General features: G+C 64.7%; 19 protein-coding genes. 10 read left to right on the forward strand and 9 right to left on the reverse strand.

Going from position 1 to position 19,209, the window contains the following annotated elements:
* Window positions 1-202 precede the first annotated feature (202 nt).
* Together IVB18_RS23080 and IVB18_RS23085 are read left to right on the forward strand one after the other, a co-directional pair.
* Complete coding sequence (locus tag IVB18_RS23080) at window positions 203-2,512, forward strand: NADP-dependent malic enzyme (RefSeq protein WP_247991227.1); 2,310 nt, start codon at window positions 203-205, stop codon at window positions 2,510-2,512.
* Window positions 2,513-2,820: 308 nt separating this feature from the next.
* On the forward strand, window positions 2,821-3,273 hold the full coding sequence (locus IVB18_RS23085) for a DoxX family membrane protein (RefSeq protein ID WP_247991228.1): 453 nt from the start codon (window positions 2,821-2,823) through the stop codon (window positions 3,271-3,273).
* Between the two features lie 81 nt (window positions 3,274-3,354).
* Here the strand turns inward: IVB18_RS23085 and IVB18_RS23090 are convergent, their stop codons facing one another.
* The 5 genes from IVB18_RS23090 to IVB18_RS23110 form a co-directional block, all read right to left on the reverse strand.
* Window positions 3,355-5,079, reverse strand: coding sequence for an IS1634 family transposase (locus IVB18_RS23090; protein WP_247983724.1), 1,725 nt, complete (start codon window positions 5,077-5,079; stop codon window positions 3,355-3,357).
* Window positions 5,080-5,322: 243 nt separating this feature from the next.
* Complete coding sequence (locus tag IVB18_RS23095; RefSeq protein WP_247991229.1) at window positions 5,323-5,877, reverse strand: dihydrofolate reductase; 555 nt, start codon at window positions 5,875-5,877, stop codon at window positions 5,323-5,325.
* A gap of 8 nt (window positions 5,878-5,885) precedes the next feature.
* Window positions 5,886-6,887 (reverse strand): polysaccharide deacetylase family protein, encoded by a 1,002-nt coding sequence (locus tag IVB18_RS23100; RefSeq protein ID WP_247991230.1) that lies wholly within the window; start codon window positions 6,885-6,887, stop codon window positions 5,886-5,888.
* Between the two features lie 164 nt (window positions 6,888-7,051).
* Window positions 7,052-7,621, reverse strand: coding sequence for a glutathione peroxidase (locus IVB18_RS23105; protein ID WP_247991231.1), 570 nt, complete (start codon window positions 7,619-7,621; stop codon window positions 7,052-7,054).
* A 91-nt stretch (window positions 7,622-7,712) separates the two neighbouring features.
* Window positions 7,713-9,311, reverse strand: a complete 1,599-nt coding sequence (locus IVB18_RS23110) for a L,D-transpeptidase (RefSeq protein ID WP_247991232.1) — start codon at window positions 9,309-9,311, stop codon at window positions 7,713-7,715.
* 208 nt (window positions 9,312-9,519) lie between these two features.
* Here IVB18_RS23110 and IVB18_RS23115 point away from each other — a divergent pair, with 208 nt between their 5' ends.
* Window positions 9,520-10,068, forward strand: coding sequence for a CreA family protein (locus IVB18_RS23115; RefSeq protein WP_247991233.1), 549 nt, complete (start codon window positions 9,520-9,522; stop codon window positions 10,066-10,068).
* Here the strand turns inward: IVB18_RS23115 and IVB18_RS23120 are convergent.
* Window positions 10,058-10,267: a hypothetical protein gene (locus tag IVB18_RS23120; protein WP_247991234.1), complete on the reverse strand. Its 210-nt coding sequence runs from the start codon at window positions 10,265-10,267 to the stop codon at window positions 10,058-10,060. The genes IVB18_RS23115 and IVB18_RS23120 overlap by 11 nt on opposite strands.
* Window positions 10,268-10,683: 416 nt before the next feature.
* On the opposite strand from IVB18_RS23120, the gene IVB18_RS23125 reads away from it, so the two are divergent.
* Window positions 10,684-10,848, forward strand: a complete 165-nt coding sequence (locus tag IVB18_RS23125; RefSeq protein WP_247991235.1) for a hypothetical protein — start codon at window positions 10,684-10,686, stop codon at window positions 10,846-10,848.
* Window positions 10,849-10,881: 33 nt separating this feature from the next.
* Window positions 10,882-11,244: a hypothetical protein gene (locus tag IVB18_RS23130; RefSeq protein ID WP_247991236.1), complete on the forward strand. Its 363-nt coding sequence runs from the start codon at window positions 10,882-10,884 to the stop codon at window positions 11,242-11,244.
* A 3-nt stretch (window positions 11,245-11,247) separates the two neighbouring features.
* Here the strand turns inward: IVB18_RS23130 and IVB18_RS23135 are convergent, their stop codons facing one another.
* A complete protein-coding gene (locus IVB18_RS23135; protein WP_247991237.1) occupies window positions 11,248-11,496 on the reverse strand; it encodes a DUF6719 family protein in 249 nt (82 codons plus the stop codon).
* Window positions 11,497-11,563: 67 nt separating this feature from the next.
* The gene (locus IVB18_RS23140; RefSeq protein WP_247991238.1) at window positions 11,564-13,036 is read right to left on the reverse strand and encodes a PLP-dependent aminotransferase family protein; all 1,473 of its coding nucleotides are present in this window, start codon (window positions 13,034-13,036) and stop codon (window positions 11,564-11,566) included.
* Window positions 13,037-13,111: 75 nt separating this feature from the next.
* On the opposite strand from IVB18_RS23140, the gene IVB18_RS23145 reads away from it, so the two are divergent.
* The 5 genes from IVB18_RS23145 (at window position 13,112) to kynU (ending at window position 18,332) form a co-directional block, all read left to right on the forward strand.
* Window positions 13,112-13,837, forward strand: coding sequence for a pyridoxamine 5'-phosphate oxidase family protein (locus IVB18_RS23145; RefSeq protein ID WP_247991239.1), 726 nt, complete (start codon window positions 13,112-13,114; stop codon window positions 13,835-13,837).
* Window positions 13,838-13,891: 54 nt separating this feature from the next.
* Entirely contained in the window at window positions 13,892-15,169 is a 1,278-nt protein-coding gene (locus tag IVB18_RS23150; RefSeq protein ID WP_247991240.1) for an ArgE/DapE family deacylase, read from the forward strand.
* A gap of 247 nt (window positions 15,170-15,416) precedes the next feature.
* The gene (locus IVB18_RS23155; protein ID WP_247991241.1) at window positions 15,417-16,226 is read left to right on the forward strand and encodes an alpha/beta hydrolase; all 810 of its coding nucleotides are present in this window, start codon (window positions 15,417-15,419) and stop codon (window positions 16,224-16,226) included.
* Window positions 16,227-16,263: 37 nt separating this feature from the next.
* Window positions 16,264-17,103 carry a tryptophan 2,3-dioxygenase gene (gene kynA / locus IVB18_RS23160; RefSeq protein ID WP_247991242.1) on the forward strand — a complete coding sequence of 280 codons (840 nt, stop codon included), beginning with the start codon at window positions 16,264-16,266 and terminating at the stop codon, window positions 17,101-17,103.
* A gap of 14 nt (window positions 17,104-17,117) precedes the next feature.
* Window positions 17,118-18,332 carry a kynureninase gene (kynU, locus tag IVB18_RS23165; RefSeq protein ID WP_247991243.1) on the forward strand — a complete coding sequence of 405 codons (1,215 nt, stop codon included), beginning with the start codon at window positions 17,118-17,120 and terminating at the stop codon, window positions 18,330-18,332.
* Here kynU and IVB18_RS23170 read toward each other — a convergent pair.
* Complete coding sequence (locus IVB18_RS23170; RefSeq protein WP_247991244.1) at window positions 18,308-19,111, reverse strand: cobalamin-binding protein; 804 nt, start codon at window positions 19,109-19,111, stop codon at window positions 18,308-18,310. The two genes, kynU and IVB18_RS23170, sit on opposite strands and share 25 nt — an antisense overlap.
* Window positions 19,112-19,209 lie beyond the last annotated feature (98 nt).

Genomic DNA, 19,209 nt, shown 5'->3' on the forward strand with positions numbered 1-19,209 from the left:
TCGCAAAGCCTTGTGCGGTCCAGGGAAAGCTATGGTTTTCAAATATTTGAATGCGCGGTCTGTTGATGGGTCCGCAATCGGATGTTGCCACCGGGGCGTGGGCCGTGCTTCATCCCGTTTCCATGACCCGGAATACCGTCCGAACGGGCGGCCGCTCCAAATCATGCATTTTCGAGGCCGGTAACGCGAGGCGAGACACCGCATGTCGTCCTATTCTGATGATCTCCACCAGGCTGCGCTGGCCTATCACCGTCTGCCGCGCCCCGGAAAGCTCGAGATCCAGGCGAGCAAGCCGCTTGCCAACCAGCGCGACCTCGCGCTTGCCTATTCTCCGGGCGTTGCCGCCGCCTGTACCGAGATCGCCAAGAACCCGGCGGAGGCCGCGACGCTGACGATCCGCGCCAATCTGGTTGCCGTGGTCTCGAACGGCACCGCGGTGCTCGGCCTCGGCAATATCGGCCCGCTGGCGTCGAAGCCGGTGATGGAGGGCAAGGCGGTTCTGTTCAAGAAGTTCGCCGGCATCGACGTGTTCGACATCGAGATCGCCGCCGACACCATCGACCGCGTGGTCGAGACGGTGGCGGCGCTGGAGCCGACCTTCGGCGGCATCAATCTCGAGGACATCCGCGGACCGGAATGCTTCGAGATCGAGGCGCAGCTGAAGCAGCGCATGAAGATCCCGGTCTTCCATGATGACCAGCACGGCACCGCGATCATCGTTGCCGCCGCCATCACCAACGGCCTGCGGCTGAACGGCAAGAAGCTGTCGGACGTCAAGATCGTGGCGTCCGGGGCAGGGGCTGCGGCGATCGCGACGCTCAATCTCCTGGTGTCGATGGGCGCGCAACGCAAGAACATCTGGGTCTGCGACATCGACGGCCTCGTGCACGAAGGCCGCAACACCTCGATGGACCGCTGGAAGGCGGTCTATGCGCAGAACACCGACAAGCGCACGCTCGCCGACGTCATCGGCGGCGCCGACATCTTCATCGGCCTCTCTGCACCGGGCGTGCTAAAGCCCGAGATGGCTAAGGCGATGGGCGACAAGCCATTGATCATGGCGCTCGCGAACCCGACGCCGGAGATCATGCCGGAGGAGGCGCGCAAAGCCCGTCCCGACGCCATGATCTGCACCGGGCGCTCCGACTATCCGAACCAGGTCAACAACGTCCTGTGCTTTCCCTTCATCTTCCGCGGCGCGCTCGACGTCGGCGCCATCGCGATCAACGAGGAGATGAAGCACGCCGCGGTCGAGGCCATCGCGCAGCTCGCGCGCGAGGCGCCGTCGGATGCCGTGGCGCAGGGTTTTGATACCGGCGAGACGCAGGGTTTCGGCCCGGGCTCGTTGATCCCGAGCCCGTTCGACCCGCGGCTGATCCTGCGCATCGCGCCGGCCGTTGCGAAGGCCGCGATGGAATCGGGCGTGGCGACGCGCCCCATTACCAATTTCGACGAATACACCGCGCTGCTCGAGCGCTTCGCCTTCCGCTCCGGCCTCGTCATGAAGCCGATGTTCGCGAAGGCCAAGACCCAGCCGGTTCGCGTGATCTATGCCGAAGGCGAAGACGAGCGCGTGCTGCGCGCCACGCAGGTGGTGCTGGAGGAGAAGCTGGCGCAGCCGATCCTGGTCGGCCGTCCGTCGGTGGTGGAGGCCCGCATCAAGCGCTTCGGCCTCTCGATCCGGGCCGGCAAGGATTTCGATCTCATCAATCCCGAGGACGATCCGCGCTACCGCTCCTATGTGCAGTCCTATGTCGAGGTTGCAGGTCGCTGCGGTGTCACGCCGGATGCGGCGCGCACGGTGGTGCGCACCAACAACACCGTGATCGCGGCGCTCGCGGTGGTGCGCGGGGAGGCGGATGCCATGCTCTGCGGCGTCGAGGGCCGCTACATGAGCCATCTGCGCCATGTCCGCGAGATCGTCGGCTTCTCGCCCGGCATCAGCGACTATGCGGCGCTGGCGCTGCTGATCACCAGCAAGGGTGCCTTTTTCATCGCCGACACGCAAGTTCGGCCCAATCCGAGCGCGGAGGAGCTTGCCGAGATCGCTTCGCTGGCGGCAGTCCACGTCCAGCGTTTCAACATCAAGCCGAAGATCGCCTTCGTCTCGCATTCCGATTTCGGCAGCTACGACACCGAATCCTCGCGCAAGATGCGCCGGGCGACCCAACTCGTGAAGGAGAAGCATCCGGAGATCGAGGCCGACGGCGAGATGCAGGGCGACACCGCGCTCTCCGCCGCGGCGCGCAGGATGGTGCTGCCGCACTCCAAGCTTGAGGGCGAGGCCAACATCCTGATCATGCCGAGCCTCGATACCGCCAACGTCGCCTATCAGATGATCAAGTCGCTGGCGGACGCGCTCCCTGTCGGCCCGATCCTGATCGGTCCGGCCCGGCCCGCGCACATCCTCACCCCGTCGGTTACGGCCCGCGGCATCCTCAACATGACCGCGGTCGCCGTGGTGGAAGCACAGGAGCGCGCGGCACGACAGCAGCCGGCGTTGTTCACGTAGCTGCTCTTACGGGCCTCCGTCGTTCGGACAGTCGATCCTCCCGTGAACTCCTCATGCCCGGGCTTGTCCCGGGCATCCACGTTCTTCGTACAGCTGGGCAAGGCGTGGATGGCCGGGACAAGCCCGGCCACGACGTTGAGGGCGTGGAAGGAGAGCTCGGTTCGATTCCGCTAGGGAGCGCCACAGCACAGCGCGCTGCACACTTTGAATTGCCTGTAGTTCTCCATTTCCCCGTTTGAAAAGCTCAGACGGACTCTTCATAATCACCTGAAGCATCCCGCGCTCAAAGCTTTGCCAAGAGGCCGACCATGCCAGCGTTCGTGACTTTCGGGCGAATTCTGTTCGCCGTGCTGTTCATCTACACCGGCGCGACGAAGCTGTTCGCGATCCAGGCGACGGCCGATTTCATCGCCACCAAGGTCGTGGTGCCCGACATGATCGCGCCTTACGCCAAGCAGATCGAGACGGCGACCGCCATGACCACGCCGCAGCTGCTGGCGATCGCGGTCGGCGCGCTGGAGATCATCGCGGGGGTGATGATCGCGCTGAATTTCGGTGCGCGCTTGTTCGCGATGTTGCTGATCATCTACGTCGCCGTCGCAACCGTGCTGTTCTACGATTTCTGGAACCAGGTGCCGCCCGAGAACGGCAAGGTGCTGGTCGACGCGCTGAAGAACCTGTCCATCATCGGTGCGCTGTTCATGATCATGGGCTACGGCCGTGCCACGCGCCCGGCCGAGACGGCCTACGGCGACGTCTAGACCGAACTTCCCCTTGAGTAGCGACGTAAGCATTTGAGCTGGCGTGTAATTCCAGCGGGCGTGACGGCGCGTCTGCCTACATTATGGGGCGATAGGAATGCCGAGCCGATTGAAGACGTCTTGTTGTAGTGGGGTTGGACTTGTGAGCATAGCGGCCGGGGCGTCCTGACCGATGCGAACGATGTTGCGTGTGAGCGTGGCGAGATCCTGCAACAGCGTTCGAAAGCTGTGCACGGGCCGGCCATCGTGGGTGTGCTTGCGATTAGCCTTGGTTCTGGCCGCGGCCGAGACTCTGGCCTTGGCGACGGGCGAGACGCGCGCGGCGTCGGCGGCCTCGCGGTCGTGATCGTCGAACAGGATCGGGGCCAGCGCGCGGCGCATGTGCCAGACGATGTAATAAGCGAGCATGCAGAGGAAGACGTGGGCGCGCACGCGGCCAGCGAGGCGATGGTGGATCGGGCGCACCTCCAGTTCGACGGTCTTGATGGTGCGGAAGGCGCGTTCGACCTGGGCCAGGCTCTTGTAGGCACGCACCGTGGCGGCGGTGTCGAGGTTCTCGGCCGGCACGTTGGTCCGTAGCACATAGAAGCCGTCGAGCGACGCTTCGTTGGCGATGGCATCCTCGATCCGACTGAAGTCGAACGAAGTGTCGGTGATGGCGAGGTGGAAGTGCTTGGCCATCTTACGCTTGCCCAGCACGGCGCCGACCTTCAGACCGATCTCATCCTCGCCGCGCAAGGGGTTGCGCTGACGCTGCACGGCGGCCTTGACGCGGGCGAGATCCTTCTCGGTCGCCGCCAGCAACTCGCCGCGCTTGCGCCGACGCTCGTCGGCCAGATCCGGGTTGCGGCACACGATCAGGCGCTCGCCGGGGAAGTCGGGGGACGTGATCTCGGCCATATCGCGATCGTCGAACAGCGACAATTGCAGCGGGCCGCCGTCCTCGGCGAGCTTGCGGATCGCCGGCGCCCGCAGAGCGGTGATCCAATCGAGCCCGGCCGGCATCAGATCGGCTTCGATACGGGCGCTGGTGATCATGCCGCGATCGCCGACCAGTACCACACGCGACAGCTTGAAGCGGGCCTTCAGTTTGTCGACTTGCGCGGCCAGCGTGCTCGGGTCGGCGGTGTTACCTTCGAACACCTCCACCGCCACCGGGCAGCCGTCGGCGGCGCACAGCAAGCCGAACACGATCTGCAGCTTGTCGGAACGACCGTCGCGGCTGTAACCATGCCGCGCCAATTCGCAATGTCGCCCCTCCAGATAGCTGGAGGTGAGATCGTAGAGCACCAGCGAGCCGTCATGCAGATGGCGCTTGGCGAGCGTCGCCTCGATCCCCGGTTGGGCCGTGCCGAGCAGGTCGAGCGCTTCGTAAAGCTCGTCCTCGTCGACGGCGCTGAGATCGAGCAGTTCGCCCAGCGAATGCGCCGCCGTCGCCTCGCTGAGCTGGCGCGCCGTGGCCAGCTTGGCGGCCGGTTCGATCACCCGTGCCACGATCAAGGCCAAAGCCAGCCTGGCCAACCGTCTGGGCTTGTCCGGGACAAGGCGATGCAGTCCGAGCTGGCGCGCCATGCCGAGCACCGCGGCCACGTGGCCGTGCGGCAGCGAGCGCTCGATCCGCAGTTGCTCGGCCGGCGAGACCAGCTCCTCGCCTTTCAGGACGCGGCGCAGCGCATCGATCTTCTCATCCGGCCAATGCGACAGGTTGGCCAGCGTGCGCGACTTGATCTTGTCGCCCTCGCGATAGCTCTCGCGCAACAGGATCGCGGGCGGTGAGTTGCGGTTGGGAATGCGGGCGACGAACATGCTGGAATCGAATCACGGAAACCTGCCATTCGCAAGCCAAAAATCATCATTTACATGCCTACAAAATCAGCCCGATCCAAACTTCTCAAATCCTCTCAACGCTCTAACAAAAATCCCGAGGGGAAGTTCGGTCTAGAGTTCCGCAGGTGCCGCTCAAAGCATCCTGGCCGGCAGGGCCATTCTACTTTGCATGGGGTTGTTTTCGATAATTTTGCGAGGCGGGTGGGGTAGGCCGGCGAGGCGCTAACCGGTCCTGCGCCACGGCGTTACGGTGACGTCATGCGCCGCGTCGAGCACGAATGGCGCGCCCGGCTTCATCCCGTGTTCGGCGAGCACCTCATGCGGCGTCCGCGCCGGCACGCCGACAAAACAGCCTTCGCCGCCGGGCAGCCGCAGATGCGGGGCTTCCGACAGCCAGAATGTGTCGTAACGGTCCATGAACATGTCGAACACGACGGGGCCGCCGATGATCGCGACCGTGCCGGAGGCGACGTCGGCAAAGGCGCAGGCCTCCTCGAAGCTCGCATGGTCGGGATTCCACAGCGTCGCGTTGGGCAGCTCCGGATCAACGGTGAGGGTTTTGATCTTGCGGGTCGTGACCAGCCGCTTGCGCTTCGGCGAGTTGGGCTGCTGCTCGTGCGAATGCCGGCCGTGCACGATCAATGCAGCGCGCTCGAGCGCTTGCTCGAAGAACAGCTTGTCACCCTCGAATTTCAGGCTGCCGGGCATGACATGCGTCGCGTCGGCGAGCATGCCGTCCGCGGAGACGATGACGTAGCCTTCGATACGAAAGGACAATGGCGCGGCTATTCGGAGACCGTCGTCACGACGCTGTTGACCGGCCGGTTGCTCACCGTCGGCAGCTTGACGTCCTTGAGCAGCTCCTGGTCATACTCGGGCAGCGTTGACGCCGGGAACTTGGCACGCATCGCCACCACCTTGTACCCGCCGGCCTTCATGCGCTTGAGGAGCTCGGGCAGGGCTTCCGCGGTGTGCTTCTGGAAGTCGTGCATCAGGATGATGCCCTTGCCCTTGCCGTCGAGCTTCTTCATCACGGTCTCGATCACCTTCTCGGGCTTGGAGGCCTTGAAGTCGAAGGAATCGATGTCGCACGAGAAAATCGCGATGTTCCGGTTACCGAGATAAGTGACCATCTCCGGCGGATGCTGGAGCGCGGGGAAGCGGAAGAACGGCGAGGGTGAGATGCCGCCAAGCGCCCACTTCACCGCCGAAAAGCCCTTCTCGATCTCTTCCTTGCGCTGCTGCTCGGTGAGCTTCTTGTTGTTGAGGTTGGCGTGCGACCAGGTGTGAGCGCCCACCGTGTGGCCGGCCGCGTAGACCTGCTTCAGGATCTCCGGCTCATAGGTCGCGTGCTTGCCGATGGAGAAGAAGATGCCGGTGGTGCATTCATCGGCGAGCGCCTTCAGCACCGCGGGCGTGTTCTTCGGCCAAGGGCCATCGTCGAAGGTCAGGACCACCTCATGGTCGCGCAGGAAGTCGAGCTCCTTGAAGTGCTCGAAGCCGAAGCCCGGACCGCCTGTGGTATCGATCTCGACGGTGCGGGCGACCCCGAGTGCACCCGGCGTGTTGCAGGCTGCGCGGGCGGGCTGCGGCGCCTGCTGCGGCGCGGTCGGTTTTGTGGCGGCTTGCGGTGCGGGTGCTGCTGCGGGCGCTGGAGCTGCCGTCGTCGCAGCCGGTGCTGCCTGCGTCGCGGCTGAGGGTTTCGTGGCCGGGGTCTGCGACCATGCCGCGCCTGTCATCGCCAGAGACATCGCGCCTGCCAAAATGAGTCCTGCCGCCACACGCATGGTGTTGTCCTCGAGATTGATCCCGTTGTTCCGCCGTGGCTTTTCGCTTCCGGCAAAACCTGTCCTGCCCCAGATAGCCTAGCCTAGATGGTGGGCCATCGCCATTGCAACGGCTGTTTGGCACTCCGCCACAATTGTGCCCAAGCGTGTTGGGAGGCGGCGCGTCAACTATCGGCCAAAGCCTTGGCGACCGCCATCTTGATCCGTGTGTCGGTTGGCTCGACGGCGGAGGCAAATACCTCGGCGACATAGCCGTCGCAGCCAATCAGGTATTTGTGGAAGTTCCAGCGCGGAACCTCCCGAGGCCGTGCGTCGGCCGCCCATTTGTAGAAGGGATGCGCCATCGGCCCGACCACGATCGCCTTGGCCGCGATCGGGAAGGTAACGCCGTATTGGTGGTGCGCGGTCTCCGAAATCTCGCTGGTGCCGCCGGGCTCCTGGCTGCCGAAATCGTTGGAGGGCACGCCGATAACGGTGAACCCGCGCTCGCGAAACTCGCTCCAGAGTTCTTGCAGCCCCGCATATTGCGGGGTGTAGCCGCAGAGCGAAGCGGTGTTCACGACCAGCAGCGGTTTGCCGGTGAAGGCGGCGAGGCGGATGTCGTCGCCGGACAATGCGGGGAAGGAGAAGGCGTAGGCCGAGATTCGGCTCATCCCGCCATCGGCCAATGCACGCGTTGCTGATGCGGCCGTCGCGACAAGCGCCGCGGTGAGCACGGTCCTGCGGTTCAGCATGGCGGCGTCCCCCGAAATGATCCGGGACGCACTTTACGCCGCCGATGCGATCGGCCTGCTCAACACCGCGTTATCTGACGCGGTGAACCGTTCAGTACAGGCGCACGATGAAGTCGGTGCCTTCGCCGGTCTCGCCCTGGTTGATGCCTTGATCGGAGATGATGATCGAGCTGCCGCTGGTGAGCATTTCGTTGATCTTCGCCATGGTGTCGGCGGGGATCGAGACGCGGTCAAGCGCCTCGGCCGGGCTATCCGGGGTGACCACGGGCTTTGCGGCGACCGGGATCACGGCGGCACCACGCTGGCGGCGCGTCATGCGGCCGTCGTCCTCTCGGGCGGCGGATCGTATCGACACGGGCAGCGACACCACCGACCAATGCAGCGCATTGGTGTCGGTCTTGTCGACCTCGGCGGTGAAGACGTGCGTGCCAAGCGGCCGGTCGCTCGCGGCGATCGTGATGGGCACTTCGAACAGCGGCGAAAAATTCTGTCGCACGTAGAGCTTGGAATCCTTGCGGCTGATGAAGACCGCGATCTGGCCGGCCCGCTTCGGCGCCTCCGGCTTTGCGGCGGGCGCGGGATCGGCGACCCGGCTCTCGTCCTTCTTCGCATCCGGCGAGGCGGCCGGCGTTGTGGCCGTAACAGTTGTGTCGGGCTTCTTTGCGGTGTCGGCAGCCTCAGTCTTGGCCGACTCCGCTTTCGCGGGCTCGGGCTTTGCAGTTTCGACCTTGGCGGCTTCGATCTTGTCGGCGGGCTTGTCTTCGGTCGTCGCCGTCTTGGGCGCTTCCGCGCCCTCGGCGGGCTTCGCCGCTGCGTCAGCGGCAGGTGCGGCGGCTTCCTCGCGCGCCGACGCGTTGCCGGTCGTCACATCCGACATCACGGCGTGTCCGACCGACGAGCGCAGCTCGAGCACGGCGTCCGCGCTGGCGGTCTTGGTCTCGACCGGCTTTGCTTCAGCGACCTCGCCGTCGACCGCGCCCTTGTCTGCCTTTTCGCCAACGGTCGTCGTCGGTTGGAGGCTCGCCGCAGGCTGCGGCGGGACGCGCACGGAGGCGAGCAGGGGATGCGAGAAGTTTTGCGGAGTCATCTGGCCGGGCGTGACGACGACGCGCGCGCCCATCCTGGTCCAGTTCCACATCTTCACGGCGAACGCCATCGGCATGCGGATGCAGCCGTGCGAGGCCGGATAGCCAGGCAGCATACCGGCATGCATGGCGACGCCGGACCAGGTGATCCGCTGCATGTACGGCATCGGCGCGCCGCTATAGATGTTGGAGTGGTGGAATTTGTGCTTCTGGATGATGCTGAACACACCCATCGGTGTCGAATGGCCCTTCATGCCGGTCGACACCGGGGCTTCTGCGAACACACCGTTGGTGTCGTAGACGGTGACCTTCTGCCGATCGATCGAGACGACAATGACAAGCGGCCCTTGCGGCTTCGTGCCGTTTTCCTTCTCGGCGACGACGTCCTTCTTGCCGGCTGCGCCGCGCTTCTGCGGCTTCTGCCGCGGTATTTCGGGCTGCCGCTCCTGCCGGCCGTAGGAGGACCCGTCGGAATAATCCGTCCAATAATAAAACGCTGCTTCCGCCTGGCTGGCCGTGCCGATCGCACCCGCCGCCGTCAAAATGGCGACCTGCCACAGCCGCGCCGGCTTGGCAGAAAAACCAGACCCGTTCACGCTATTCATCCTCGAATCCATAATCCAAATCAGATGTTAGTCTCTCAGAGGGGATACGCGTTCACCGGCACTGCAGTTCAGCCGTCAGCTACATTTGTCCAAACCGTAGCAAAAAAGCCTCACGGAGCGGTAAACGGCGGCCGCGGCGGCTTGCCCGTCGCCCTCCTGACCCGCTATCGCATGCCTACATTGTGGGGACTTATTACCGGAGAACTTCATGTCATCTCGTTTCCCCGCTCTTTCCGGCATCCGCTTGAAAGGCTTCGCTTTATTCCTCCTGCTGCTGGTCTTGCCGGCGGCGTCCGCCTCAGCCGCCGACGAGCCGGATCTGATTTTCCGCCGCTCCACCGTGTTCAAATTGATGAGCCCGAATGACAAGCTCGCGACCTATGGCCTCGACGATCCCGAGGTCGAGGGTGTGGCGTGTCATTTCACGGTGCCGGAAAAGGGCGGCTTCAAGGGCTGGCTCGGCCTTGCCGAGGAGGTCTCGGACGTCTCGCTTGCCTGCCGTCAGGTCGGACCCATCAAGTTCAAGGACAAGATGGAGCAGGGCGACGACATGTTCCGGCGGCGCCGCTCGCTGTTCTTCAAGAAGATGCAGATCGTGCGCGGCTGCGACGCCAAGCGCAACGTGCTGGTCTACATGGTCTATTCGGACAGGCTGATCGAGGGCTCGCCGAAGAACTCGACCTCGACCGTGCCGATCATGCCGTGGGGTGCGGCTGACGCAAACGTCCAGAAGTGCGGCGACTTCTTCACTCAGTGACGCGCTCGCGGCTGATGCGCGGTTTGGCAAGATGCGAGCCGGTCAGCCGCACGAACGCCTGCGGCGCGGCCTCAAGGCCGCGGCTCGATTGCAGCGTCATTTCGCCGGGCGAGCTGGCGCGGCTGCGAATGGGTCGTTGATCTCCGCGGTCCGTCCGTTGGTCCGCGTCGCGCGCCGTTGCGCGATCTCCCGCCATCATGATGGCCATCCCTCAAATGAACGCGCCCGGTAGTGCTCCGGACTTTTCGTTTCGATGGCTTGGGTCGCAGCCGACACGCCCCCGGTTCGACAGGACCAGCCTCGTTTGGGCTCTCTTCAGCAGAAAAACGTAAAATGCATGTGAAGTGTGGAAGGCGCGAATGTGACGGCGCCTGCGCGCGGTACGTTTCCGAGCTCTAACGGAGCTTGCCAGGGCGCTTTGAGCCGCGGCGCGACCCATCTGAAACAATTGGGGTTTTCCGCCGAATGTGTCGTCGCGCCGAACGCGACGAAACAATTCTCACGAACACGAAACCATTTTCGGCGTTTGGCGCATCACGGAAGAAACCGCCCATGGTTATCAGGTTCACAACGACGACGGCGGCATCGCCGGCCACGGAACCTGGAGAGACATCGATGCGCGCGCTCAGCTTCGTCCTAGCTTTCGGCTTCGTGCTCGCCGGTTCCTCGTTCGCAGGATCGCCCGACGGCAATCTGCCCGGCGTCGGCACCTTCCAGTACAGCGGCTCGCCGGCCACCACCACGGCGCCGCAGGCGATCGTGGTCGCCGCGCGCTTCTGATCGCAACAAGAAAATCAGCCGGTAAAGGCCATCATGCTTGTTCGTCTCTGCGTTGCAACGTTCATTTCCCTTCTGACGATCAGTTCCGTCCAGGCGCAGGTGCGCTCTCCCTCCAGATTACCTGATCCCCGCACCGAGTTCGTGAGGCAATGCGCGCCGCGCATGCTCGGGCGCTGGGAGCATCCGGAAGAGGTCTGCGGCTGCCTGCACGATCATGCTGCCGCCGTCGTCGAGGATCGCGATCTCCGTGAGGCTTTGCTGCGCGGCATCAGCGAGACCGGGGTGCCGACGATCGAGACCGACTGGGTGCCGGCCGCAAAGCAGACCGAAATCGGCCCGACCTTCACCAAGATCGCCAAGCCGACCTTGCAGTGCATGTTCGATCCGGCGAAGTAGCGCTCATCGCTTTGATTTCGGACCGAACCGCGGCACGCAGGTGCTCGTCCGCGAGACGCCCTTGTCGGTCATCTTGGCGCCGCGCACTTCCTTGACCTGTCCGGCGGGACAAGTTCCGTCATCCACTTGCACACGCTGGCCGAGCTTGAGATCGACGATGTCCTGTTCGCGTCCGACGGTGCCTGCCTGGGCTGTCGTGGCGAGCGCGATGGAGATGAGGAGCGAGAGGCAAGTCGCGCGGCGCAGCAGCATGGTGTGAGGTCCCAGCATCGATGCCCCAGTGTAGGGAGCGGCACGCGATTCTGATAGTGAGGCATCGTCACGCCCGCCGGGCAGATTTGCCCTTCGCACGCAAGGCGGCGCGCGATTCCCGCGCGAGCCGCTCGGCGGATGCCACAAGCTGCGGAACTGCGTGCCCCGAAAATCCCAGCACGAAACCGGGCAGGGGACGTGCGCGCGAATAGGTGTCGGCCAGCAGCCAGCCTTCCGCGCCGGCTGCCTGCTTGGCTTCGGCGGCAACCGACAGATCGACCGACGGGTCGAATCTGGCGACCAGATGCAGGCCCTGTGACGGCACCGGCACGGACAGCGCGCCACCCGATGCCGCTTCCAGCGTTTCAGCCAGGGCGTCGCGCGCCTCGCGATAGAGTTTTCGCACGCGCTTCAGGTTCGCGGCGAACGCGCCGGAATTGAGCATGTCGGCCACCGCGCCTTCCATCAGCGTGCCGGGAAAGCGGTCGAGCGCGGCACGCGCGGCCGTCACGTCCGCGATCAAGCGGTCGGGCATTGCGCAATAGCCGATGCGCAGGCCCGGAAACAGCGTCTTGGCGAACGTGCCCATGTAGATCACCCGCTGGAGGCGATCAATGCCGGCGAGTGACATCAGCGGAGCGCCGTCATAGCGGAACTCGCTGTCGTAATCGTCCTCCAGCACGAAGGCGCCGGCGGTCTTGGCCCAATCCAGAAGCTCGAGCCGTCGCGGCATCGACATCTGCACGCCCAACGGAAATTGATGCGACGGCGTCACATAGGCTGCGCGCGCCGATGGCGCGGCAGTACGACCCTTGGCAACACGCATCCCATGCTCGTCGACGGCAACGGGTACCGCACGATAGCCGCAATGCGCGATGGTCTTGCGTGCGGCGGGATAGCCAGGATCCTCGCACCAGACCTGGTCATGGGGCTTGAGGATTGCACTGAGCACGATGCGGAGCGCGTGCAGCGTGCCTGACGTCAGCATGATCTGGTCGGGATCACAGCGCAGGCCCCGCGCTGACAGCAGATGATCGGCGATCGCCGCGCGCAGTTCGCGGCTGCCGCGGGGATCGCCGTAGTGGAGATGTTCGGCACCGAACGCGCGCATGCGCCGGCCGACGAAGGCGCGAAAGCGCTGCAGGGCGCGCTCGTCGATATGGGTACAGCCGAGCGAGAACGCGCCCTGCGTGGGCGACTCGACGATTGCTATCGGCTTCTTGGGCCCGGTGGCCCGTGCAGGGATTCGTGCGGCAACGAAGGTGCCGGAGCCGACGATCGCTTCCGCAAAGCCATCGGCGATCAGGCGTTCGTAGGCGGTGACGATGGCGTTGCGTCGGAACCCCGTCTGCTTGGCCAGCGTCCGCGAGGGCGGCAACGGTTCGCCGGGCTTCATCAGACCGCCGACGATCATCTCGCACAGCGCCTGGTACAGCCGGTGCGCGGCGGAGGCGCCATCCGTGATGTGCGGGCCGGTGAGGTCCAGCGGTAGCTCGGCCTTGGCCGGCGAGGGGACAAAATTGGTCGGAATCTTTTGCATGGAATTGGCACTATCGCAGACCAAATCCACCGCTACAACTGCTCTGGAATTCTTCCAATCCCGACAGGAGCAGCCGTGAGCCAAGCTGAGACTTCAAATTCTTATCCGACGTCAGCGCGCAGCCAGGTGAAGCGCCGTCACGACCGCGGCTTCTACGATCACGACACGGTTCATCGCATCCTCGATGCCACGATGCTCTGCCACGTCTCCTATGTGATCGACGGTCAGCCCTATTGCACGCCGACTTTCTTCTGGCGCGAGGGGACCAAGCTGTACTGGCATGGCTCGAGCGCGAGCCGGATGCTGCGCAATCAGACCAAGGGCGAGCGGGTGTGCCTGACGGTCGCTCATCTCGACAGCCTGGTGCTGGCGCGCTGTGGCTTCAATCACTCCGCCGACTACCGCGCCGTGATGGCGTTCGGCACCGCCCATCTTGTCACCGATCCCGAAGAGAAAGAGCGCGCGGTGATCGCGATGGTCGACCGCTTCTTCCCGGATCGCACCGCTGGCCTGCGCCAGAGCAACACGCAGGAGATCAAGGCGACCTCCTTCATCGCGATGGAGATCGAGGAAGCCTCCGCAAAAGTCCGCGCCAAGGGTGTTGCCGACGATGATGAGGACTACGCGTTGCCGATCTACGCCGAACGCATTCCGGTGCGCACCGTGCTCGGCGCGCCGGAACCGTGTCCGCGCCTGCTCGACGGCGTGACGCGGCCTGTGACGCTGGATGGCTATTCCGAAGGCCGCCTGCTCGAAGATGCATTGCGGGATGCCTATTTTGCAGAGTACCCGAACGGCTGAAATCGGCTAGCTTGCGCTCCTTCGATGATCTGAATGCCCGATTGGAGTAGCCTGATGAATGCCGACACGCAGCAGAGGATTCTTGACGCCGTTGACGCCGGCTTCGAAGCCCAGCTTGCGACCACAAGCGATTTCGTCGCGATCCCCTCGACCCGCGGCGCGGAGGGACCGTGCCAGGACATGATCGGCGACCTCCTGCGCGAACGCGGCTACGAGGTCGACGATTGGCACATCAATGTCGACGATCTCAAGGATTTGCGCGGCTTCGGGCCGATCGAGCACGATTTCTCCAAGGCGCGCTCGGTGGTCGGGACCTACCGTCCTCAAACCAATGGCGGCAAATCGCTGATCCTCCAGGGCCATTGCGACGTCGTGCCGGCGGGGCCGCTGGAATTGTGGGACACGCCGCCGTTCTCGCCCGTCATCAAGGACGGCAAGATGTTCGGCCGCGGCGCCTGCGACATGAAGTCCGGCACCATCGGCGCGCTCTCAGCGCTGGATGCGATCAAGGCCGCGGGCTTCAGGCCGACGGCACGGATTCACTTCCAGTCGGTGATCGAGGAGGAAAGCACCGGCGTCGGCGCCCTCTCGACGCTGCAGCGTGGCTATCGTGCCGATGCCTGCTTCATCCCCGAGCCGACCGGCGGCAAGATGGTGCGCTCCCAGGTCGGGGTGATCTGGTTTCGCCTGCGCGTGAAGGGCCATCCGACCCATGTCGCGTTTGCGGGTTCAGGCGCCAATGCGATCATGGCGGCGTATCATTTGATCCAGTCGATCCAGAAGCTCGAGATCGAATGGAACGAGCGCGCGAAAGCAGATCGTCATTTCAAGACGCTCAACCACCCCATCAATTTCAATCCCGGCATCATCAAGGGCGGCGACTGGGCCTCCAGCGTGCCGGCCTGGTGCGATGTCGATTGCCGCATCGCGATCCTGCCGGGCTGGTCGGTGGCCGATCACCAGAAGGAGATTCTGGCTTGCGTCGCCGCCGCCGCGCGCAACCATCGCTTCCTCGCCAACAATCCGCCCGAGATCGAATGGTCGGGCTTCCTGTCGGACGGCTATGAACTGACCGACGCCGCCGCGCCGGAAGCCGCGTTCGGCAAAGCCTTCAACGCCGTCTATGGCGGCGCGGTCGACGATCTCGTCTTCACCGCGCTCACCGACACGCGCTTCTACGGCCTCAACTACGGCATCCCCAGCCTCTGCTTCGGCGCGAGCGGCGGCGAGATGCACGGCTTCAACGAATTCGTCGACCTGGAGTCGCTGAAGAAGTCGACCAAGGCGATGGCGCTGTTCATTGCGGAATGGTGCGGGGTGGAGAAGGAGTAGCCTCTTGCTCCGGCATCAAAGGCGCGCTTGCGCCGTGCCCGCTTGCGCCGTGCCCACCAACCTTCCTCGGTTCGGAAACATCCGGTGGACACGCTTCGCTTTGCCCACCCGACTTCTGGAATTGGGGCGACCGTTGCCCGAAACACGGGCGCAACCAGATACTTTAAGCTTAAAATAAAGACTAGGCCGGACGCCCGGCCGGTGGCAGACTGGCCCCCAATCTCAGGCCGAGTCCTCGGGAGTAACGATGCGCGATTGGGACGATGCTTACGCCAATTCGGCCCATGTGCCGGGCTCCGACAAGCTGCCGGCGCTGTGGGCGGAGCGGGCGGCGGCCTATCGCGCCGGGCTGAAGGATTTCCGTCCCGACATCGCCTATGGCCCCGGCGAGCGCCAGCGCCTCGACCTGATCCTGCCTGACGGCGACAGCAAGGGCGTCATCGTCTTCGTCCACGGCGGCTACTGGATGCGCTTCGACAAGTCACACTGGACCGATCTCGCCGAAGGCGCGCGCCATCATGGCTGGACGGTCGCGCTGCCGAGCTACACCCTGACGCCGGCCGCGCGCATCTCCGACATCACCGCCGAAATCACGGCCGCGATCGCCGAGGCGGCTGCGCTCGTGTCCGGACCGATCCGGCTCGCCGGCCACTCCGCCGGCGGCCATCTCGTCACGCGCATGCTGTGCGATGACAGTCGGCTCGAGCCCGCTGTCTACAACCGCATCACCGGCACACTCTCGATCAGCGGCCTGCACGATCTGCGGCCGCTGCTGAAGACGAAGATGAATGAGACGCTGCGCATGACCATGGAGGAGGCGACGCTCGAAAGCGCGGCGCTGCATCTGCCGCGTGGGCCCGCGCCGGTCACCGCCTGGGTCGGCGGCGGCGAGCGGCCCGAATTCATCCGCCAGTCCGATCTGATGGCCAATGTCTGGACCGGCTTCGATGTGACGACGCGTCTGGTCGTCGAGCCCGCGCTGAACCATTTCACTGTGATCGACGGGTTGAAGGATCCGTCGTCTCAGATCACCGCGCGCCTGATCGGTCTCGACTGACGAGGGCAAAAGGGATGATCGATCGAGAGGGGCAATCATGACGTCCAGCGATTACGATCCCACCAGCGAAGGCGCCGAGACCGATTTCGCCCGGAGCATGTCGTACGGCGACTATCTGGCGCTGGATGCGATCCTCGGCGCGCAGCATCCGCTCTCCGAAGCGCATGACGAGATGCTGTTCATCATCCAGCATCAGACCACCGAGCTGTGGATGCGGCTGGCCATCCACGAGCTCAGCGCCGCCCGCCGCGCCATCGCGCATGACGAGGTGCAGCCAGCGATGAAGATGCTGGCGCGGGTGTCGCGCATCTTCGAGCAGCTCAACGGCGCCTGGGACGTGCTGCGCACCATGACGCCCAGCGAATATACGCGCTTTCGCTCGCAACTCGGGCAATCCTCGGGCTTCCAGTCGCGCCAGTACCGGCTGATCGAATATCTGCTCGGCAACCGCAATCACGCCATGCTGAAGCCGCACGCGCACGACGCCGAGGTGACGAAGCTGCTGGAAGCCGAGCTTGCGACGCCGAGCCTCTATGACGAGGTGCTGCGGCTCGTCGACCGCAACGGGCTCACTATGCCGGCGGCGGTGCTGGCGCGCGACGTTCGCGAGACTCACAGTTTCAACGAAGGTGTGCTTCAGGCTTGGCGCTGCGTCTACGAGGCGCCCGAGACGCACTGGATGCTCTATGAGCTCGCCGAGAAGCTGGTCGATTTCGAGGATTATTTCCGGCGCTGGCGCTTCAACCACGTGACGACGGTCGAGCGCGTCATCGGCTTCAAGCGCGGCACCGGCGGCACCGGCGGCGTCAGCTATCTCAAGCGCATGCTGGAGATCGAGCTGTTCCCCGAACTCTGGCGCGTTCGCACCATCCTCTAGAGATGCCCAAAGAGATGTCCACTTCCGAGTCGAAACTGCGCGTCTATGACGACACCAAGTCGCTATTCCATCTGCCTGACGGCGTGATCTATCTCGACGGCAACTCGCTCGGCGCGCTGCCACGGGGCGTCGCCGAGCGCGTCAATCGTGTCATCACGGCCGAGTGGGGCGATGAGTTGATCCGCGCCTGGAATACCGCGGGCTGGTACGTGCAGCCGCGCCGCGTCGGCGACCGCATCGCGCGGCTGATCGGTGCAGAGGCCGGCTCGGTGATGATGGGCGACACGCTGTCGCTGAAAGTCTATCAGGCGCTCGCCGCCGCACTCGACATGAACGGGCAGCGCAAGGTCATCCTGTCGGACACCGGCAATTTCCCGACCGACCTCTACATGGCCGAAGGCCTGATTGCGACGCTCGGACGCGGCCATCAATTGCGCCTGGTAGCGCCGGAGGAGATCGAGGCCGCGCTGTCGGGGGAGATCGCGGTCCTCTACATCACGGAGGTCGACTACCGCACCGGCCGCCGCCACGACATGGCGAGGCTCACGGCGAAGGCGCATGCGCTCGGCATCGTCACCGTCTGGGACCTCGCGCATTCGGCCGGTGCGCTGCCGGTCGATCTCGCAGGCAGCGGCGCCGATTTCGCCGCCGGCTGCACCTACAAATATCTCAATGCCGGACCCGGCGCGCCGGCCTTCCTCTACGTCACACCGCGCCACGCCGACAGCGCGCGTGCTGCGCTCTCGGGCTGGATGGGCCACGCAAAACCCTTCGCCTTCGATCTCGGCTATGCGCCTGCCGGTGGAGTCGAGCGCATGCGCGTCGGCACCCCGCCGGTGCTGGCAATGGCGGCGCTGGAGGCCTCGCTCGACATCTGGGACCGCGTCGATATCTCGGAGGTCCGCGCCCGTTCGCTCGCGCTCGGCGATTTATTGATTGCCGAAGTCGAGGGTCGCTGCCCGTCGCTCAAGCTGGTGACGCCGCGCGCGCACGAGAGCCGCGGCTCGCAAGTCTCCTTTGCCTTCGACGGCGGCTACGCCGCCATGCAGGCGCTGATCGCCCGCGGCGTGATCGGCGATTTCCGCGCGCCGGACATCATGAGGTTTGGCATCACGCCGCTCTATATCGGCGAGGCTGAGGTGCTGAAGGCGGCCGCGATCATCGAGGAGGTGATCGCAGGCGAGGTGTGGCGCCGGCCGGAATATCAGGTGGCGAATGCGGTGACGTGAGCGGGCCACAACGCCTTCACGATCGCATCGAGGCCGTCCGTCAGCGCTGCCGGCCCCGGTTGCAGGATGATCGTCGATTTGATCTCGACGATGCGGTCGTTGCGGACGGCGGGGATATCGCTCCAGCCCTCGCGCGCACGGATGCGGGCAGGTACGACCTTCTTGCCGCACCAGGAGGCGAGGATGACCTCAGGCGCGGCTTTGCGTACCGCGTCCGCCGAGACGATGCGGTCCTTGGCGGCCTGCCGATGTCGCAACTCGGGGAACATATCCTCTCCGCCGGCGATCTCGATCAGCTCGGAGACCCAGCCGATGCCGGAGATCAGCGGGTCGTCCCATTCTTCGAAATAGACTTTTGGCCGCGGTGAGGGCCGGGGCGTTGCGGCGATTGCGGCGAGGCGCCGTTCGAAACCTTGTGCGAGTGCCTCGGCGCGCTCGCCTGCGCCGACCAGTGCGCCGAGCGTGCGGATCATCGCCAAAATCCCGGCGACGTCGCGCTGGTTGAAGACGTGGACATCGACGCCCTCGCGCACGAGATCGGCGACGATGCCGGCCTGGAGATCGGAGAAGGCCAGCACCAGGTCCGGTTCCAGCGCCAGGATCTTTGGGATGTCCGCGGAGACAAAGGCGGACACCCGCGGCTTCTCGCGTCGCACTTCGGGCGGGCGCACGGCATAGCCGGAGACGCCGACGATGCGATCCTGCGCGCCGAGCAAATAGAGTGTCTCGACCGTCTCTTCGGTCAGGCAGACGATGCGGCGGGGAGGGAAGTGGCGCATGGTGGGACCATATGCGCAAACGTCTCGACCGATGTCACGGCGACTATTACCTCGGACGTCATTGCTTTGCCGCGCGGAGCAATTCACGCTGAGAACAC

The sequence above is a fragment of the Bradyrhizobium sp. 186 genome, from assembly GCF_023101685.1.
Classification (GTDB): Bacteria; Pseudomonadota; Alphaproteobacteria; order Rhizobiales; family Xanthobacteraceae; genus Bradyrhizobium.

Bases quoted from the DNA above. Each gene is read 5' to 3' on its own strand.
- IVB18_RS23080 (WP_247991227.1), top strand. From the start codon at position 203: ATGTCGTCCTATTCTGATGATCTCCACCAGGCTGCGCTGGCCTATCAC.
- IVB18_RS23155 (WP_247991241.1), top strand. From the start codon at position 15,417: ATGCGCGATTGGGACGATGCTTACGCCAATTCGGCCCATGTGCCGGGC.
- IVB18_RS23100 (WP_247991230.1), bottom strand. From the start codon at position 6,887: ATGCGTGTGGCGGCAGGACTCATTTTGGCAGGCGCGATGTCTCTGGCG.
- IVB18_RS23085 (WP_247991228.1), top strand. From the start codon at position 2,821: ATGCCAGCGTTCGTGACTTTCGGGCGAATTCTGTTCGCCGTGCTGTTC.
- IVB18_RS23135 (WP_247991237.1), bottom strand. From the start codon at position 11,496: ATGCTGCTGCGCCGCGCGACTTGCCTCTCGCTCCTCATCTCCATCGCG.
- IVB18_RS23150 (WP_247991240.1), top strand. From the start codon at position 13,892: ATGAATGCCGACACGCAGCAGAGGATTCTTGACGCCGTTGACGCCGGC.
- kynU (WP_247991243.1), top strand. From the start codon at position 17,118: ATGTCCACTTCCGAGTCGAAACTGCGCGTCTATGACGACACCAAGTCG.
- IVB18_RS23125 (WP_247991235.1), top strand. From the start codon at position 10,684: ATGCGCGCGCTCAGCTTCGTCCTAGCTTTCGGCTTCGTGCTCGCCGGT.
- IVB18_RS23105 (WP_247991231.1), bottom strand. From the start codon at position 7,621: ATGCTGAACCGCAGGACCGTGCTCACCGCGGCGCTTGTCGCGACGGCC.
- IVB18_RS23120 (WP_247991234.1), bottom strand. From the start codon at position 10,267: ATGATGGCGGGAGATCGCGCAACGGCGCGCGACGCGGACCAACGGACG.
- IVB18_RS23140 (WP_247991238.1), bottom strand. From the start codon at position 13,036: ATGCAAAAGATTCCGACCAATTTTGTCCCCTCGCCGGCCAAGGCCGAG.
- IVB18_RS23170 (WP_247991244.1), bottom strand. From the start codon at position 19,111: ATGCGCCACTTCCCTCCCCGCCGCATCGTCTGCCTGACCGAAGAGACG.
- IVB18_RS23130 (WP_247991236.1), top strand. From the start codon at position 10,882: ATGCTTGTTCGTCTCTGCGTTGCAACGTTCATTTCCCTTCTGACGATC.
- IVB18_RS23090 (WP_247983724.1), bottom strand. From the start codon at position 5,079: ATGTTCGTCGCCCGCATTCCCAACCGCAACTCACCGCCCGCGATCCTG.
- IVB18_RS23115 (WP_247991233.1), top strand. From the start codon at position 9,520: ATGTCATCTCGTTTCCCCGCTCTTTCCGGCATCCGCTTGAAAGGCTTC.
- IVB18_RS23110 (WP_247991232.1), bottom strand. From the start codon at position 9,311: ATGAATAGCGTGAACGGGTCTGGTTTTTCTGCCAAGCCGGCGCGGCTG.
- kynA (WP_247991242.1), top strand. From the start codon at position 16,264: ATGACGTCCAGCGATTACGATCCCACCAGCGAAGGCGCCGAGACCGAT.